The organism is Paractinoplanes globisporus DSM 43857, assembly GCF_000379645.1.
Lineage (GTDB): Bacteria > Actinomycetota > Actinomycetes > Mycobacteriales > Micromonosporaceae > Actinoplanes > Actinoplanes globisporus.
Genome location: NZ_KB903338.1, coordinates 1 through 15,405 on the forward strand (window position 1 = coordinate 1; position 15,405 = coordinate 15,405).

The following is a 15,405-nucleotide window of genomic DNA, read 5'->3' on the forward strand; positions in this document are numbered from 1 at the left end:
TCGATCGTCGGGAACGTGGCGATGGCGCTGCCCTTGGGAAACATGCTCGCCGTGTCGAATTTCGGGAACATCGCGGCGGCGTCGATCGTCGGGAAAACGCCCGCTGACTTCAACACCGAAAACAAATCCGCAGTATCAGCCATGCCGAGCTCCTCCGCTCGTCGCCCTCTGTGGTGGAGCTGCCCCAAGATTCTATCGCAGCTGAACTACACGGACGTAAGTCGCTTTGCCTGCGCTAAGCGCGCCTTCGAACCCCTCGTCCTCGCCGGACGGGCAGGCTCCCGGGGATGATGCGGCCCAGGTTCGGCCGACGGCGGCGGTGCGCTGTCCGGGCCCATCCCGGTCGCCTGCCCGAGGGGATGCCAGACCACCGCCCGGGCGTCAAACGGTGGGGCTATTTGGCGCCCGGGCGGTGGTCCGACATGGCGGAGCCCAGGCGACCGGGATGACCCCTCTGGTGAGGGGTCTCAGGGCGTCTCCAGGGCGTCAGGGCGTCCCCAAGGCGTCCGAGGGCGACCAATAACGACCAACATTGACCATTGGCCACAATCGATACACCCTGGTCAGTTGGTCGCGGGAGGCGGTGACCTTGAAAGCGACGGACGAGTCGGCCTGTACGCCGGATCTTGTCCGACTGAGCGAGAAGGACCAGTCCGTGATCCGACAGCCAGTGGCTTACATAGCAGCACGCCAACAGCCCATTCTGGCGTCGTGGGTGTTGCCGAGGTCGTTGCGCGAACAGCGGACCCTTCGTCTGCGTGTCGCGCTATCGCGTCCACCCCCGGCATCTGAGACGATCGGAGTTGCCACATGAAACCTTGGTCCATGGCCCTCAAGGGGGGATCGCGGCAGCGGGCGTGATACTAGCTCTTCGATCGGTCAAACGGCCGCCGCCGCAGACCGCTGAACCGCTTCCGCCGCCGTACCAACCCTTGGAGGGGCACGCATCCAGCCCTGAAGGTGCTCCGCGACAGTCTGGACAGCACGACGATCCCGAGCCAAAGAATGGCGATGGCTTCGGCAAGTGGCTCATAAGCGTCGGTATCCCGGGGTTAGCCGGCATGGCGACGCTAGGCTACGCTTTCGTAAGGCCTTGGTTTGACGGCTTCTTCGCGGTGATCGGAATTCGTCCCGAAGAAGTGGGGTATGGTCAAGTCCAGATGCTTTCTCTGGGACTCGTCGTTGGTGCGTTCTACTCGGTAACCATTGCGGCAGCAGGCTACCTATGTTTTGCCCTCTATGTAATAGGGGGAAAACGAGGCCTCGTCGGCCGAATTGTCACAATCACGATGTGCTTGTTGATTGCATTACTAGTGCGTCAAGTTGAATCTGGCTGGCCCAGAGAAATAGCAGCGGTCCTATGGCCTCCATTTCGAACCGCACTCTTGATCGGCTTGACGACCGTGGTGGTTGTCCTACTGGCGAGAACGAAGCCGTCATCGACTGTGATCCAATCTTTAGTCAACGGCCGGGGATACAAAATCACCGTTGCCGTTCTCCTCCTACTTACGTTAGCGGTCAACGGTGCCGCATTCCGCTTCCAAGGGCAATCTGTAGCCGAAGAGCTGCTTGCCTGGCCGAGCGAATTTAGAGACCGCCACCTGATCGTCTCGACTGTCCTCGTTGGATCACTTACTCCCGTATTTATTGTAGCTCTGAACCGCGACAGGATTGGTGTATGCAGCGCCCCAGGTAAGGCCAAGGAGATAGAAAGCTACCTAATCGGTCGCGCCAGCGGTGGCGCGTTCGTTTTAACCTTCGCTGATTACGGCCCCGGCGAGAATCCGGGTAAAGTTTTTTGGCTTCCAGCGTCCGACTACGCCGTGGTTACAAGCGAATTCGACGGTGGTTGTCGCAGCCCTGGGCAATTCCTTGACTTCCTGCCAATTCCGCTTACACAGGCGGCGCCGCCTGGCACAGCCTCGAAGGCACCAGCACCTGGACCGCGAACACCTGCTCCACGCTAACTGCCGTCGGGCACCACAGACGCTGGACAAAACCGCTCGCGCCGGGCAGGCAGGCTCCCAGGACGGGGCCTCGCGGGCATCTCGCGGGGCAAGGTTTGAGCGGAACGGCTCCTCGGGGAGTAGGCTGCTGCCGCAGGCGCCGCAAGGTCATCTGGCACAGATCCGGCACAAGAGAGCACCGCAAGCGCTGTAAACCTGTGTCAGACAGTGGCAGTCCTGTCGCAGCTCAAGCGACCGAAGTTACCGGCTTCGATCGATTGGCATCCGGGCCGAGGTATATGGGGTTCAAATCCCCTCGGCGCCGCCTCACCCGCCGGCTACGAGCGGTATCGCGTAGTGGAGAGCTACCACAACATGACCTTGAGGCGACGGGTGAGCCTGGCCCGCTCGCCGGGTTGTGGCCTCGTAGGTGATACAGCAGAAGTGCGTCGATCCGGTACAACCGTCCTCATGGCCGTCAACGAGTGGTGGGCATCCGACCCGAAGCAGAGGTTTTGGCTTGAGATCACAGACCGCGAGGATCTTGGAGAGGATCTTCATGCACCGCAGCTAGACGGTAGCGGTCGGCCGAACTGGACCTATGACCTCGTGCGGCATGCGCAGCAGGGTGACGTCGTCCTGCACTGGCACAAGAATCAGGTTGGCTACCCGGCGATCGTCGGGTATAGCGAAGTAGTTGGCCCTCTCCGGGAGGGCGAGATCGTATGGCGAGCGCACGGAACATACGGCCGAGTGCGGACCGCACCGACGCCTAGCGCAAGCTGGCGCATGCCAATTCGTGGCTACGAAGCACTGGCAGCGCCAGTCGGTCAGGACGTGCTTCGCACTGCGGAACCGCAGCTACGTGAGCTGTTCACAAGACTGTCTGCCGAGCACAAAGGGTCCCTCTATTTCCCCTTCGTCTTCTCGGACTCACGCCCAGTACGCACAACTCAGGGGTACATGACCAAGTTCCCAGCCGAGCTACTCAACATTCTTCCCGGCCTGGAACAGATACCGGCCGGATCGTCGGGAACACGCGGCGCCGATGGCGCCCGGGAACGCCCCACCCGCGCGGGCAGCAGCAGGACACCGCGATCGGCCCGGGGTGCCGGCTACATCGCGGATGCCGTTCTACGACGTGCATTAGAACGGCACGCAGTTGCAGTAGCAGCGGCCTTCTACCAGCACGAAGGGTGGCTTGTCGCAGACGTCGGCACGAAGAAATCCTGGGACTTGGAGCTGACTCACAAACAGACCGGCGCGGTCCGACATGTCGAGGTCAAGGGCAGCACGCTCGCCGCCACGGAAGTGGAGCTGACGGTCGCCGAGGTGAATCACTCCCGGGAGGGAGTTTCATGCGACCTGTTCGTCGTCGGTGGCATCGAGTACGAGCCGGATGGATCCAACGGGTACAGCACCTCGGGTGGCTCGCGGCGGATCTGGCGTGACTGGACCGCCGCCGACTCCAGCTTGCGAGCAGTCCGCTTCCGCTATCGCTTGCCCGATCAAGGCTGCGAGTACCTATAGGTACAGCACGCAAGTACAGCAACCGAACTGGCCAGCGCCACCCTCGTGGCGACCAACATGGCTCTTGAGCAGCGCGCCCGACCGTCACCGGCCGGGTCGCCGGTAATCCTTAGGTTCGAGGCTCACAAGAGCCTGGTCTTGCGCCGCACGGCCGCGAGCCGCGCTTCCCGATCCAAAACGCATCGACGAGCGACCATCAGCGATCTACCTTGCTGGCGTGATCGCAGTAGTCGAGCGTTTGCGGAGCCGGGTCACGAAACTCGGCGACGGATACCGGCGGTGGGAGGAGTACCACCGCCGGAAACTAGCGAGTTGGTCGGTGGGGCGGCGCTGGACGGTGCTGGTGTTCCTGCCGACGATGTTGATCTGTTGCGGCGGCACTGTTGTGGGCGTGCCGCTGGCATGGATTGCCCGGCTGACCATCGAAGCCGGCCGGGGCGCGCCGTCGCCGGATGCCGCAGCAGACTCGTACCTCATGGCGCTGGGTTACAACCAGCAGGAGGGTTTGTTGCCGATCCTGGACAACCGTCGGCAGAAGCAGCTTTTGGCGCAGTGGAAGGCGTACCGGGCCGCGATGGACGGAACCGACCCGCCGCCGTCGAAGCTGGAGTTCGGGGCGTTGTCGGTCGGTTCGCCGGTTGGTGGCGAGGTGGAGGTCACCGCGGACGTTTCCGCGACGTGGTGGGGCGTGGATGGCCGGGCGATGTCGTATCAGAGCCGCGCCCTGACGTGGCGGATCTTCACTCGCGAGGACAACGGCTGGCAGGTGACCCGTGTGGCGCCGACCTGGTGCGGTGGCTACGTGCTTGCGCCGAAATGCCGGGCGTAGCGGCCCCACGGTGTGCAAGGGGGTCAGTGGCGAGGGGCCGCCGGGGGTGGCTCGCGGTCGGTCACCTTCGCCCAGGTCGCCAGCTGGGGCGGTACGGCCTGTTTCATGGCGTCCACCATGGCCCGGGCATCGTCCTCGTTGTCGAAGTAGTGGATGACTTCTCGGTCGTCGCTGCTGCCCCTGCGGCCGCGTACCTGCCAGCCGGTTGGGGTCCGCAGTAGGTCGATCTTGCGTCGGGCGATGCCCCATTTCCGGTTGTGCCACTGCTCGACAAGCGCCGCCATGCGCCGAGGTTAGAACAGACGTTCGAGCACTTCAACTCGGTCAGGAGGTCAAAGACGGGCACGAACTGCGCGTACCGCGTTGAACTACAGGCGTGTACTTCGTGCGGTGACCTTGCCGTTAGCTGCGGCAACGGCACCGTTGAACTCGACGGTGTGGGTTCTCAGTGGACCTGATCTCTTCTCGCTAGATCTGGTCCCTACCTGATCCGTCTCATCGGTTCTGATCCAGCCCGCGCCAGGGTTTGTCCGGTCTCCGTGAGGTTGGCGGATCCCGGACAGCTGGCGGGTTTTCCCGACAGATTCTCGTGCATGGTGGCAGCAGGGGCCAGATATGTACACGTATGCCCGGAAGGCGGCCTAGGTAATCTGGCGGGTCTCAATTGATCAGTGTTATCCGGACGGGCTTGACGTTTCCCGCGCGTGCCGCCCGAGGGCTGCTGGCGGCCTGCGTACCGCGTCCTCGGTAACGCCGCGTAACGGCTCTCGGTTGGCCTTGAGGTTTCGGCGGGTCTCACGTAGGCCCTCGACGCCGTAGGTAATCAGTGGAACGTCGGCGCCAGTTCCTCCAACGAGGTTGTGACGACGGTAAAGTTCGCTGGAAGGTGGTTCTACCGATTCCGGATCACTTGGGAGGACCACATGAACACCGTTGAACGGCTCGCCCGTGACGTGCTCGACGCCCTGAACGCTGGCGATCTGGAGCGGATCGGGCCGCTCGTGGCCGAGGACTTCACCGACCACGGGGCGCCGCCGTGGGCTCCGCAGGGCCGGCCCGGGTATCTGACGATCCTCGGGTTCCTGCACGGGGTGCTACAGCTGCGGTACGAGGTGCACGAGGTGGTCGCCGCCGGGGACACGGTGGCCCTTCGCACGACCGCCCACGGGCGGCACAACAGCGGCCACCTCGGCTTCCCCGCGACCGGAAGGCCCTACGCGATGCCGGCCATGCACATGTACCGCGAGCGCGACGGCGTCCTCGCCGAGCACTGGGGCGTGCGCGACGAACTCGCCGCGCTCTGGCAGGTCGGCGCGCTGCCGACGCCGGAGCCCGTGGCACTGTGAGCACAGCGCGGCGCTACTCCAGCGAGGTTCGGGCGGAGCAGCGCCGCGCCACCCGGCAGAGGGTGCTCGAGGCGGCCCGGGCGCTCCTGCTGCGCCGCGGCTACACGGGCACGACCGTCGACGCGATCGCCCACCGCGCCGGGGTCAGTGTGCAGACCGTGTACAACACCGTCGGCGGCAAGGCGGCGGTGCTCAAGGCCGTCTACGACACCGCCCTGGCCGGCGACGACGAGCCGGTGCCGATCATGGAGCGCCCGACGGTGGCCGCGATGCGCGAGGCTACGGACGCACGGCGGTTCCTGGCCCTGTACGCGCGGCTCGGCCGGGAGATGTACGCGCGCGTCGGCGCGCTGCTGCCGATCCTGCTCGAGCCCGCGGCCCGCGACTTCGCCGACACCATCGAGGGCGAACGCCTCAAGGGTACGGCGATGATCGCAGCGATACTCGACGAACGCTTCACCCTGCGCCCCGGGCTCAGCGCAGCGGACGCCGCCGACGTGCTGTGGACGCTGACCGCGCCCGAGCTGCAGGTGCGGCTGGTGCACCGGCGGGGATGGAGCCTGCAGCGGTACGAGGCGTGGCTCGCCACCACGATGGCGAACGCGCTGCTACCCGGTGCGCCGACGTAGGGCCGCTAGCCGGGCATCGCCGGCTTCGACCATTGCGCGAGGCCCCTGAGCCGCGAGGATCAGGGATGAACCACCTATCCCAACGCGCCGCCGCCTGTACCGGCTCCGCGCCGAGCAGTCCGACGCACAACCCACATGCGGATGATCCGTGGGACATCGAGCCACGTCGCATCTTTGTTGGCGCGACAGCCTAAGCCGGCACCGCCTTGATCGTCTCCATCTACTTGTCGCAAGCCAGCTCACCGCATGGTCATCCGACATGATTTCTGAGACCCGACAGGGTTCGTCGAGGCTGCCGATACCCCGTGCCGGATCTTGCGCTGGAGACGGTGGCCGGGCGGTCTGGTGGTGCCGTCCTCTGTCGCTGGTTCGGACGTGCCTGGTAGCCGGGCCCTCGGGCGGCTCAGTCGGTCGGCAGCGCGACGCCGAGAACGGACTGGCGCCACTGCCCCGGGGTGCAGCCCACGTGGCGGCGGAACGCCGCCGCGAACGCCACGTCGGAGGAGTAGCCGACGCGGGCCGCCACCGCGGCGATGGTCGCGCGCTCGGCGCGGAGTAGGGTGCGTGCCCGTTGCATACGGGCCGACTGGAGGTACCGGATGACCGGCTCCCCCACGCGCTCGGTGAACCGGGCCGCGAACGCCGCGCGTGACAGTCCGGCCGTGCGGGCCAGCGCGGCGACCGTCCACTGCCGGCCGAGGTCCGCATGGATCGCCGCGAGCGCACGGGAGACGTAGGGGTCACGCAGTCCGGTGAGCCAGCCCGGCCGGTCGACGGTCTGCGCGTGGTGGCGCAGCGCCCGTACCAGCAGCGCGTCGGACAGCCGCGCCATCACCAGGTCGGCACCGGGCCCGCCGTCGAACGCCTCGGCGCTCAACGCGTCGAGGTAGGGTCTCAGTCCGCTGCCGCCGGGCACGTGGATGACCGCCGGCAGGCCACGCAGCGCCGGATGGTCGGGCTCGCCGACGAGGAACGCGCCGCAGACCACCACGGTGTCCGCCGCTGACGCACCGATCCGCAACCGGGTTCCCGGCGTGCGCATCGCGACATCGAGCCCGGACACCACCGGGACGGCCAGGGAGTCGACCGCCGGCGGCGATCGTAGTTCGTGGCGGTCGCCGCCCGGCAGGATCACCAGGTCGCCTTCGCCGAGCGGGGTGGCGGTCCCGTCGTCGAGAACGAGTGCGCAGCCTCCGCGCGCAACGATGTGGACACCGCGCAGACCCGGATGGTCGAACCGGACCCGGTACGGGGCGCCGAGTTCCAGCCACCGGTACGCGGCGCTCTCGAACCGCAGCTCCCGCAGCAGCAGGCTCAGCACGTCGACGGGCGCCTGGACGGACACTGTGGTTTCCCGGACGGACACACATGGATTGTCCACATGTCCGGCCCTAGTGTCGATCGCATGAGCGACATCCTGGGCCTGTTGCAGGTCAAGCTTCCCGTCACCAACCTCGCCCGCAGCGTCGATTTCTACACTCGGCTGCTCGACCTGCGGCTGTGGGTCGAGATCGTCGAGCAGGGCACGCTGCGCGGCGTCGGTCTCATCGACCGCGACGGCCGGTACAACATCTCCCTGCGCAATCGAGAGGTGTGCGCGTCGACACCAGACCTGACCGGCTTCGACGTGGTCGCCTTCCGACCCACCGACCGTGCCGCCCTCGTGCGGTTGGCCGCGCGCTGCGCCGCCGAAGGCTTCACCCACGGCGGCGTCGTCGACGGGCCTACCGGCGCCGTCCTGGACGTCACCGACCCCGACGGCACGGTACTGCGCTTCTACCACTTCACCGCGCCGACCGACGGCTTCACCGGCGTCGTCTTTGGCGACGGCGGCGTCGAGACCGGCCACTACTCCGAACCGCGCCTGACCGCACAAGCCCCGTAACAGCCGACGAGGTGAGGCGGGCACCGAATTCCCACCTACTCACCCGCGGCGGAAGCGCAGCCTTCGCCTCCGCCACCAGCTGGTCCGCTAAGCATGATCCGGCGGCGGATCAGATCCGATGAGACATCGCCCGACCAGCGCTTCTTACCGAATATGATCCGCAGCAGCTCAGCGACGTCTCCGCCGGATCAGGTTCGTTGAGAACGCACAACGGGGAACCGAGCGCGGAAGCAATGCGGCGTAAATGAGTAGTCATCCGCACCCACGCTCGGCCCCGGCTCAGCGAACAAGCGTGCTTGGTGTCAGAGCTGCGCCCGCTGGGCGCATTCTCGCGGTTATCCACAGGCGCCATAAAGCCCGTTGCCGAATGCCTCTGGTCCAGCCATGCTGGGGGAGCTGGCGAGGTCACTCTCCGGAAGGCCGGCCACGGCTGCGGCAGGTGGGGCAGGTCCGGACAGAAGGCACCAGCACCCTGGGCACTATTTGTTGAGCCGTGACCTGATGCGGATATCGTCCCCGATGATCTGCGTCAGGGTGTCGTCGACCTGGGCGAACTCTTCATCCGTCAGGTTAGCGACGTCGACGTCCTTCGTCTTCTCGATCAGCGTCGCGGCAGGCTTGAGGCCACGGAGTAAATCATGGCTGAGCACTTGATCAACGCTAGTTGCCGGGAACGCTAGCTCGCCGCGTCGGTTAAAAGGCCGTACGTGTCACTGAACGTCCTGACTAGGCTCGCCATGGCGAGACGGCCTTTCGCCGCCGTGCCGAGCGACGGGCGGCCGATGACGCCGGACGTGGTGTGGCCGGCCATGCCAAGCGTGAGCAAATGCGGCCGGTCCGCGCTCCAGTCTGTTGGGGCAAGTCCGGACAGAAGGCACCAGCACCTGGGGCGCTACTTGTTGAGCCGCGACCGGATGCGGATAGCGTCCCCAATGATCTGCGTCAGAGTCTCGTCGACCTGGGCGAACCTCGTCGTCCGTCAGGTCGGAGACATCAACGTCCTTCATCTTCGCGATAAGCGTCGCGGCGGCCTTGAGGCCACGTAGCAGATCATGTCGTAACACCTGCTCCACGCTAACTGCCGCCGACCCCAAAGGGCGCTGAACACAACCGCCCTCGCCGGGCAGGCAGGACTCCCAGGATGGCCCGCGCGGGCATCTCGAGGCGAGCGGGATGACTCCTCGGGGAGAGGGGTGGCAGATGTGGTGACCGGGGTTATCGGCCGCCACCGATGATGATCGTGCGAGCCATGGCGTGCCGGGTCCGGGTCAGCGGTGAGGGTCAATCCGTCAGGAGGTCTAGCCGGTTTGGCACCGGTGGGCTGCCCATTGGGACGTCCAGGCCGCGAGGTCATGCATCCAAGCCGCGGTCGATACCGCCGTCTTCGTCGCCCATTTCTCGGCGTTCTTTGTCGCGAAGTAGTCCAGTAGCTGCGGATCGGTCTGCTTCCACGCGGGGTGTTGTGCTAGCCATTGTTCGGCTTGTTGCGGGGTGTGGCCGGCGCTGATCAGCCATGGGGTGAGCATGGCCAGCTCGACCCAGGGCGCGGCCTTGGTTGCCATCGCCCAATCGACGATCCGTAGGCCGCGTGGGGTCACGATCAGGTTGGCTGGGCCGAGGTCGGTGTGGATGAGCGTGTCGCCGTCCATCGCTGGAACGTGCTCGAATCCGAGCCGCGTCTTCGGGCTGAGCAACGGCACATCGGGGGCTGGGGTCTCGCCGAGCGTCGTCAATGCCTCACCCAGAAGATCCAGATCCGGGCTTCCCGGCGACAGGTCAGCGTGTGGGCCTTCGCAGTGCTCGAAGCCCACCACGAGCCAGCCGGCCGCCTCGAAGTGCCACTCGACGGCGGGTGAGTGAGACCCGCTGACGGCCTCACTCACCCGCAGTTCGAAGCGCAGTGACCGGATACCGAAGTTGCTCTGGGCGGCCTTGACGAACACTTTCCCGTTCGTCCCGGTGACGGTGGCGGCTATCTCCGCGTGGTCTCCGGTCGTGGCGGGGGTGGCGTGAGATCCGCCGAGTCGGCCTGCCACTTCCTTCGTGACGGCCTCGGGGAGGGCGGTCCAGTCGATGCGCATCGGTCAGGTGTGCCCTTTCAGATGCCGGGGTTCGGCGGGCAGCAGGACTTCGCCTCGCCGTCCCAGAACTCGGGGTCGATGTAGTAGCCGGTCGCCTTCAGAGCTTGGCGGGTGTACTCCATGGAGGAGCCGTCCGCCATGCCTTCGGTCAGGATCGGCACGTGGTGCACGAATCGTCCCGCGATCTGCTCGCAGGCGGCCAGGTACGGCTCGGTGTGTTGCAGCGATACGTGCCAGGCCGCGTCGATCGGCTCGGTCGGGACGACACGGTACGACCGGCCGTCCGGCAGCAGCCGGCCGAAGTCGGGGTCGTGCTGCGCGTGGGCGTGCGCCTTCAGCATGAGCAGCATCTGCCCGACGGCTCGCCGGGCGTAGAGCTTGGAGACATGCTGCACCGCGGCGAAGTGCAGGGCCAGCTTGTCGAAGGTCACCGGGTCGACGAGGGTCTGGGGGTCCTTGTCGGCCTGAACCGGCAATGCGGTCGTGAGGGTCACGACTCCTCCTTGGGTGTATGGGTCACCGACGCCCTGATGCGCCGGGGAACTCCCGAATGAACGGGCCGATCATCGGCCGATGGGGCTCTGTCGCGGCGCGTGGGAGACGTAGTCGACGTCCGGCTCGGTTCGTGCTGCTTGGAGCAGCTCGGCGGCCAGGGCGCTGACGTCGGCAATGGCCAGCCACTCGATCAGCAGGTCTCGCGCCTCGGCGACCTGCCCGGCGAAGGCATCGGGATTGACAACACTGGTGGGTGGGATGACACGTCGCAGCGGGGTCGAGGTGAGCGCGGCCTGGGCCAGTTTTCCGGCGATCCAGTAGCCGGTGCGCTCGCGGGCCACGAAGGTCACGTGGACGCTTTCCTCGGCCTGGCCACGAGCGTGCGGGTTGTGCATCCAGCCGCGCGGCAGCACCAAGATCTGGCCCGGCTCGAGGTCGAACTCGAAGTCAGGTCGCATCGATGTCATGCGTTCGAGGACGTCACTGCCCGGCGAGGTGTTGGACGCGAACTGCTCACGGTGAGGTTCTTCCACCCCCGGCTCCCAGATCTGCCAGGTCTTGCGGCCGGCGAGCTGGTAGACCAGGCCCATGTTCTGGTCCCAGTGGTGATGCAGACCTTGCCCCCCTGCCGGGGTGACGAAGCCGGTGGCGTAGCAGCCGTATCCGGTCTCGTTCTGGATCGCCGAGCACATCGCGTGCACCGCTGGACACCACCGGTGCAGGTTGCGCAGTTGAACGGTGTAGCCCCGGCTGCGCCACTTCGCGATCTTGCCAGGGTCGAGGTAGCCGTCAGTGGTGTATGCCCGGGAATGCAGCGCTGCCCCGTCTTTGATCACGATGAGCTGCTCTGCTGGCGCAGTCCCGGTGTCGAGATAACCGTTGATGAGCTCCGCGGTGACGATGCTGAGAATGCGGCTGTCGGCGGGCGGCTGGTGAAGCGCCGGCCTGATCGGCCAGTCGGTCATCATCGCGCTGACCGTGTCCTCGCCGAACAACATCGTTAGAGACATATCCATCCTCCGGAAGGTGGGAGAGGTCAGGTCCGATCTGCAGATGAGCGCACATCGGAAACGTTCAGCGCGGGCTTCCGAACGACGCGCCGCGCCTTCAGACAGGTCGCCAGCTCCACTCCTGAGGCGTTCACGGTTTGCGCCCTACGCCACCCCAGGTGGACACCGCCGAGCGAGGCGGCACCTGCCCGTCTTCAGGGCCGCGGCGCCATTCGCTGATCAACCCGGGCCGTCGCGACCCGCCGCCGGCGGGCCCGGGTTGGCCGAGCAGGCGCAGCCCTTCGAAGAACGCGCTGACCTCGGCCCGGGTACGACTGTGGAAACCTTCCTTGCCGGGGTAGTCCTCCTCGATCAGCCGCGCGGCCTGCTCGGCGGGGATCAGGTCGTAGCTGGCGTGCGAAAGCACCAACAGGCTTCCGGACGGCAACGCATCAAGCAGGGTAGCGACCACCCGATATGGATCGTCGGCGTCGGACACGAAGTGCATGACCGCGACGAGCATCAACACCACGGGCTGGCTCAGATCCAACGTCTCCTGCAAGGCTGGGTCCTCGAGGATCTTCTCCGGCACACGCACGTCGCCCTCCAGGTAGGCGCAGCCGCCCTCTGGGGTGCTGGTCAGCAGGGCACGAGCGTGGGTGAGCACGAGCGGGTCGTTGTCCACATAGAGAATCCGGCAGAACGGATCGATCGCCTGCGCGACCTGGTGGGTGTTGTCCGCGGTGGGTAGCCCGGTCCCGATGTCCAGGAACTGCCGCACCCCTACGTGCCGTACCGCGTAGCGCACCGACCGCCGCAAGAACAACCGGTTCTCCCGCGCGGCCGTGATGATGTCCGGCCAGCGCTCGGCGATGGCGTCGCCAGAGTGCCGGTCGGCTTCGAAGTTGTCCTTGCCGCCCAGCCAGTAGTTGTATCGGCGGGCTGAGTGCGGCACCGTCGTGTCCAGTCCAGTCACGCCCGAATCGCTCACGAGGTCACCCGCCGAACCGTCGGCGCTGGCCAGCCGATGACCAGGCGCATGAAGTCGGCGAATCGGGACGGAGCTTGCCGTTGTCGGTCATGACCTGTGCGCCCGGCCTTGCGGCAGAACGGCCGCCGCTGGCTGGTGCCGCTCGGGACGCTCGGCGGAGACGGGATCGGGTGCCGGGTGTTCGATCCAGCGCCACGCCTCGTGATGTCCCGCCCGGCGGGCGGGACGGCTGAGCGGTACCGCCCTATGCCCGCCAGCACCCGTGCTTGCCGTGGCGGTGGCCGCCCGGCGAGAGCCTACGGCGACCGGACGACGGCCATCGGATGTTCCAGCGGGAGTGGTCGGCGTGGAAGGCGTCATGGGCTTGCACACTTTCTTTGTCGCGGTCAATAGATAGGGGGTGAGGTGGTGTGCCGTGTCCTGCATCGGGGGCGCGGGTTACGGCACACCACCTCGTCACCGGCCGGCTGCGTCTGAGGGATCGCTGACCGGCCGGTCGTCCTCGGGTTACGCGGTGACGGGTTGCGGGGCGCGCCACATGCGGTATAGGGAGATGCCGTCCGCGACTGAGAGGTCGAAGGGGACCATGTTGGAGTAGCGGTGTCGGCGGTAGAGCCGCGCGTTGTCGTCGTTGGTGGCTTCCAGGTAAGCGGGGAGGCCCTGGACGTCGAGCTGCTTGTGGGTGTGGCTCATCAGGTGGCTGCCCATGCCCCGGCCCTGCTGGCCCGGCCGGACAGCGAGGAACAGCAGGTGCCAGTGCGGCGCGCTCGGGTGGTGGGTGTCCATTTGGGTATCGAGGTGCTCGAACCGGCCCAGGTGGGCCCCGGCGAGCGCGGCCAGCCGCTGCCCGTAGTTCGCGGGTTCGGTGACCGGGCCGGTGCGGTCGAACCACACCGCGCACGCCGCGTGGTCCTCGGTCAGCACAACCTGACCGGCGCCGCGGATCGCGTGCTCGATATATAGCCGGTACCAGGCTCGGGACACCTGCCAGCGCCGGTCCGGGTCGGGCACCAGCCAGTTAATGACCTCGAGGTGGTCGAACGCGTCGGCGACAACGTCGGCGACGAGGTCGATGTCGGGTTCGCCGGCGATGCGCAGCCTCGGCAGCAAGGTATGGATGGTCATCAGGCGGTCCTTTCCGCGAGGATGCTGGACAGGCCGGAGGTGGCGGCGGCGCTGTGTGTGCCGCGGCCGATGCCCCGGTAGACGTCGCGCCGGATGAGGCGCAGGATCACGCCCCAGAGCACGCCGCCGGCGAAGACCATCAGGAAAGCGACAGGCACAATCCGGGCGGGGCCGGTGCCCGGGTCGACGCCGAACAATGTGCCGAGGTTGTCGATCGCCAGGTAGGAGACGAACAGCAGGATCGCGGTGGCCAGGACCGGGGCGATGAGCCGGTGCCACAGCGATTCGCCGCGCGAGCCGCGCTGGAAGTAGCAGATGACGGCGATGCTGGTCGCGGTGATCAGCAGCAGAACGCCGAGGCCACCCGAGGTGGATCCCCAATAGAACAGCTGGACCAGCGGGTCCCAGCCGGCGATCGCGTACAGGGTGAGCACGCCGAAGGCGAGGGCCGTCTGCGCCAGCGACGCGTTGCGTGGTGCGCCCTTGCGGGTAGTCCAGCCGAACACCCGCGGCAGCACGCCTTCGCGGCCGAGCGCGAACGTGTATCGGGCGACCGCGTTGTGGAACGCGAGCAGGGCGGCGATCAGGCTGGTGCCTAGCAGCATGTGTCCGCCGTCCAGGGCCGCGCGGCCCAGCTGAGCGGCTGCGAGGTTGAAGAACAGGTCTGCGCCCTCGGCACCAGCCCGTTCGATGATCCTCGGCCCACCGGCGGAGACCTGCACCCAGGATGAGAACCAATACAGCACGCCGACGGTGATGATGGTCGCGTATGTGGCGACCGGAATGGTCCGCTTGGGATTCTTCGACTCCTCGATGTAGACCGCCGACTGCTCGATCCCCGCGAAGGAGGTCATGCCGATCACGATCAGTGTCCCGGCGGCTGCGGCCTGCCCGGTCAAGTTGCTGATCGATAGCGCTGCGACGTCGAAGGTGAAGCCGGGGGTGAGCATGATCGCGGTCGTGTAGGCCAGGACCAGGACGGTCTCGGCGACAACCAGAGCGACCAAGACCTTCTCCGACATCCTGACCTCGTTGGCGCCGAGGACCGCGACGATGATCCAGACGGCGAATGCCAGTACGTACCAGGGCAGGTCCACGCCAAGCCACTGCTTGACCACGGGAGCGGCGAACGCGCCGAACCCGCCGTAGCAGCACAGCTGGAAAAGGTTGTACGTGAGCAACGCCGTCCAGGCGGAGCCGACACCGAACGGTCGGCCGAGACCGTGCGCGACGTAGGCGTAGAACGCGCCCGCGTTGGGGATGTGCCGCGCCATTGCCAGATAACCGACCACGAACAACATCAGGATCCCGGCGACCACGATGATCGCAATCGGGAGACTGACCAGACCGGTCGTCGCGAGCGCGGCGCTGAAGACCAGCGCGCAGACGGTCATCGGCGCCACCGACGAAGCGATCGCAGCACTGATCGAGAAGGCGCCGAGCTGATCCTTGGCGAGCGCTTCCGACACGCTCGGCTCGGCAACTCGGCTGAATGTTGTGGGCACCGGGGACTTCCTCCTACAGAGGTGGGGTGAAAGGGGGTGAGGTGGTGCGCACTG

15 protein-coding genes are annotated in these 15,405 nt (G+C 66.5%); 6 read left to right on the top strand and 9 right to left on the bottom strand.

Features of this window, described 5'->3' with window-relative positions; all coding sequences use genetic code 11:
- Window positions 1–1,061: 1,061 nt before the first annotated feature.
- The 3 genes from A3CQ_RS61440 (at window position 1,062) to A3CQ_RS0141875 (ending at window position 4,305) form a co-directional block, all read left to right on the top strand.
- On the top strand, window positions 1,062–1,967 hold the full coding sequence (locus A3CQ_RS61440; protein ID WP_157296969.1) for a hypothetical protein: 906 nt from the start codon (window positions 1,062–1,064) through the stop codon (window positions 1,965–1,967).
- Between the two features lie 450 nt (window positions 1,968–2,417).
- Entirely contained in the window at window positions 2,418–3,476 is a 1,059-nt protein-coding gene (locus A3CQ_RS59800) for a protein NO VEIN domain-containing protein (RefSeq protein WP_157296972.1), read from the top strand.
- A 319-nt stretch (window positions 3,477–3,795) separates the two neighbouring features.
- Window positions 3,796–4,305, top strand: a complete 510-nt coding sequence (locus A3CQ_RS0141875; protein WP_020516947.1) for a hypothetical protein — start codon at window positions 3,796–3,798, stop codon at window positions 4,303–4,305.
- 23 nt (window positions 4,306–4,328) lie between these two features.
- On the opposite strand, the gene A3CQ_RS0141880 is transcribed toward A3CQ_RS0141875, so the two are convergent.
- Window positions 4,329–4,589 (bottom strand): hypothetical protein, encoded by a 261-nt coding sequence (locus A3CQ_RS0141880; RefSeq protein ID WP_020516948.1) that lies wholly within the window; start codon window positions 4,587–4,589, stop codon window positions 4,329–4,331.
- 639 nt (window positions 4,590–5,228) lie between these two features.
- Here A3CQ_RS0141880 and A3CQ_RS0141885 point away from each other — a divergent pair.
- Both A3CQ_RS0141885 and A3CQ_RS55935 read left to right on the top strand, forming a co-directional pair.
- Complete coding sequence (locus tag A3CQ_RS0141885) at window positions 5,229–5,651, top strand: ester cyclase (RefSeq protein WP_020516949.1); 423 nt, start codon at window positions 5,229–5,231, stop codon at window positions 5,649–5,651.
- Window positions 5,648–6,280: a TetR/AcrR family transcriptional regulator gene (locus A3CQ_RS55935; RefSeq protein ID WP_020516950.1), complete on the top strand. Its 633-nt coding sequence runs from the start codon at window positions 5,648–5,650 to the stop codon at window positions 6,278–6,280. Before A3CQ_RS0141885 ends, A3CQ_RS55935 begins: the two co-directional genes overlap by 4 nt.
- 403 nt (window positions 6,281–6,683) lie before the next feature.
- Here A3CQ_RS55935 and A3CQ_RS0141895 read toward each other — a convergent pair whose 3' ends face one another.
- Complete coding sequence (locus A3CQ_RS0141895; protein WP_211216782.1) at window positions 6,684–7,646, bottom strand: AraC family transcriptional regulator; 963 nt, start codon at window positions 7,644–7,646, stop codon at window positions 6,684–6,686.
- A 39-nt stretch (window positions 7,647–7,685) separates the two neighbouring features.
- On the opposite strand from A3CQ_RS0141895, the gene A3CQ_RS0141900 reads away from it, so the two are divergent.
- Window positions 7,686–8,165: a VOC family protein gene (locus A3CQ_RS0141900; protein ID WP_020516952.1), complete on the top strand. Its 480-nt coding sequence runs from the start codon at window positions 7,686–7,688 to the stop codon at window positions 8,163–8,165.
- A gap of 479 nt (window positions 8,166–8,644) precedes the next feature.
- On the opposite strand, the gene A3CQ_RS61445 is transcribed toward A3CQ_RS0141900, so the two are convergent.
- The 7 genes from A3CQ_RS61445 to A3CQ_RS0141940 all read right to left on the bottom strand — a co-directional run bounded on the left by A3CQ_RS61445 (window position 8,645) and on the right by A3CQ_RS0141940 (window position 15,351).
- Window positions 8,645–8,815: a hypothetical protein gene (locus A3CQ_RS61445; protein WP_020516953.1), complete on the bottom strand. Its 171-nt coding sequence runs from the start codon at window positions 8,813–8,815 to the stop codon at window positions 8,645–8,647.
- Window positions 8,816–9,463: 648 nt separating this feature from the next.
- On the bottom strand, window positions 9,464–10,246 hold the full coding sequence (locus A3CQ_RS0141915) for a phosphotransferase family protein (RefSeq protein WP_020516955.1): 783 nt from the start codon (window positions 10,244–10,246) through the stop codon (window positions 9,464–9,466).
- A gap of 17 nt (window positions 10,247–10,263) precedes the next feature.
- Complete coding sequence (locus tag A3CQ_RS0141920) at window positions 10,264–10,740, bottom strand: glycine-rich domain-containing protein (RefSeq protein ID WP_020516956.1); 477 nt, start codon at window positions 10,738–10,740, stop codon at window positions 10,264–10,266.
- A 69-nt stretch (window positions 10,741–10,809) separates the two neighbouring features.
- A complete protein-coding gene (locus tag A3CQ_RS55940; RefSeq protein WP_020516957.1) occupies window positions 10,810–11,739 on the bottom strand; it encodes a JmjC domain-containing protein in 930 nt (309 codons plus the stop codon).
- 142 nt (window positions 11,740–11,881) lie between these two features.
- Window positions 11,882–12,721: an SAM-dependent methyltransferase gene (locus tag A3CQ_RS0141930; protein ID WP_020516958.1), complete on the bottom strand. Its 840-nt coding sequence runs from the start codon at window positions 12,719–12,721 to the stop codon at window positions 11,882–11,884.
- A gap of 507 nt (window positions 12,722–13,228) precedes the next feature.
- Complete coding sequence (locus A3CQ_RS0141935) at window positions 13,229–13,846, bottom strand: GNAT family N-acetyltransferase (RefSeq protein WP_020516959.1); 618 nt, start codon at window positions 13,844–13,846, stop codon at window positions 13,229–13,231.
- Window positions 13,846–15,351 (bottom strand): APC family permease, encoded by a 1,506-nt coding sequence (locus A3CQ_RS0141940; RefSeq protein WP_040433978.1) that lies wholly within the window; start codon window positions 15,349–15,351, stop codon window positions 13,846–13,848. Before A3CQ_RS0141940 ends, A3CQ_RS0141935 begins: the two co-directional genes overlap by 1 nt.
- Window positions 15,352–15,405: the final 54 nt, after the last annotated feature.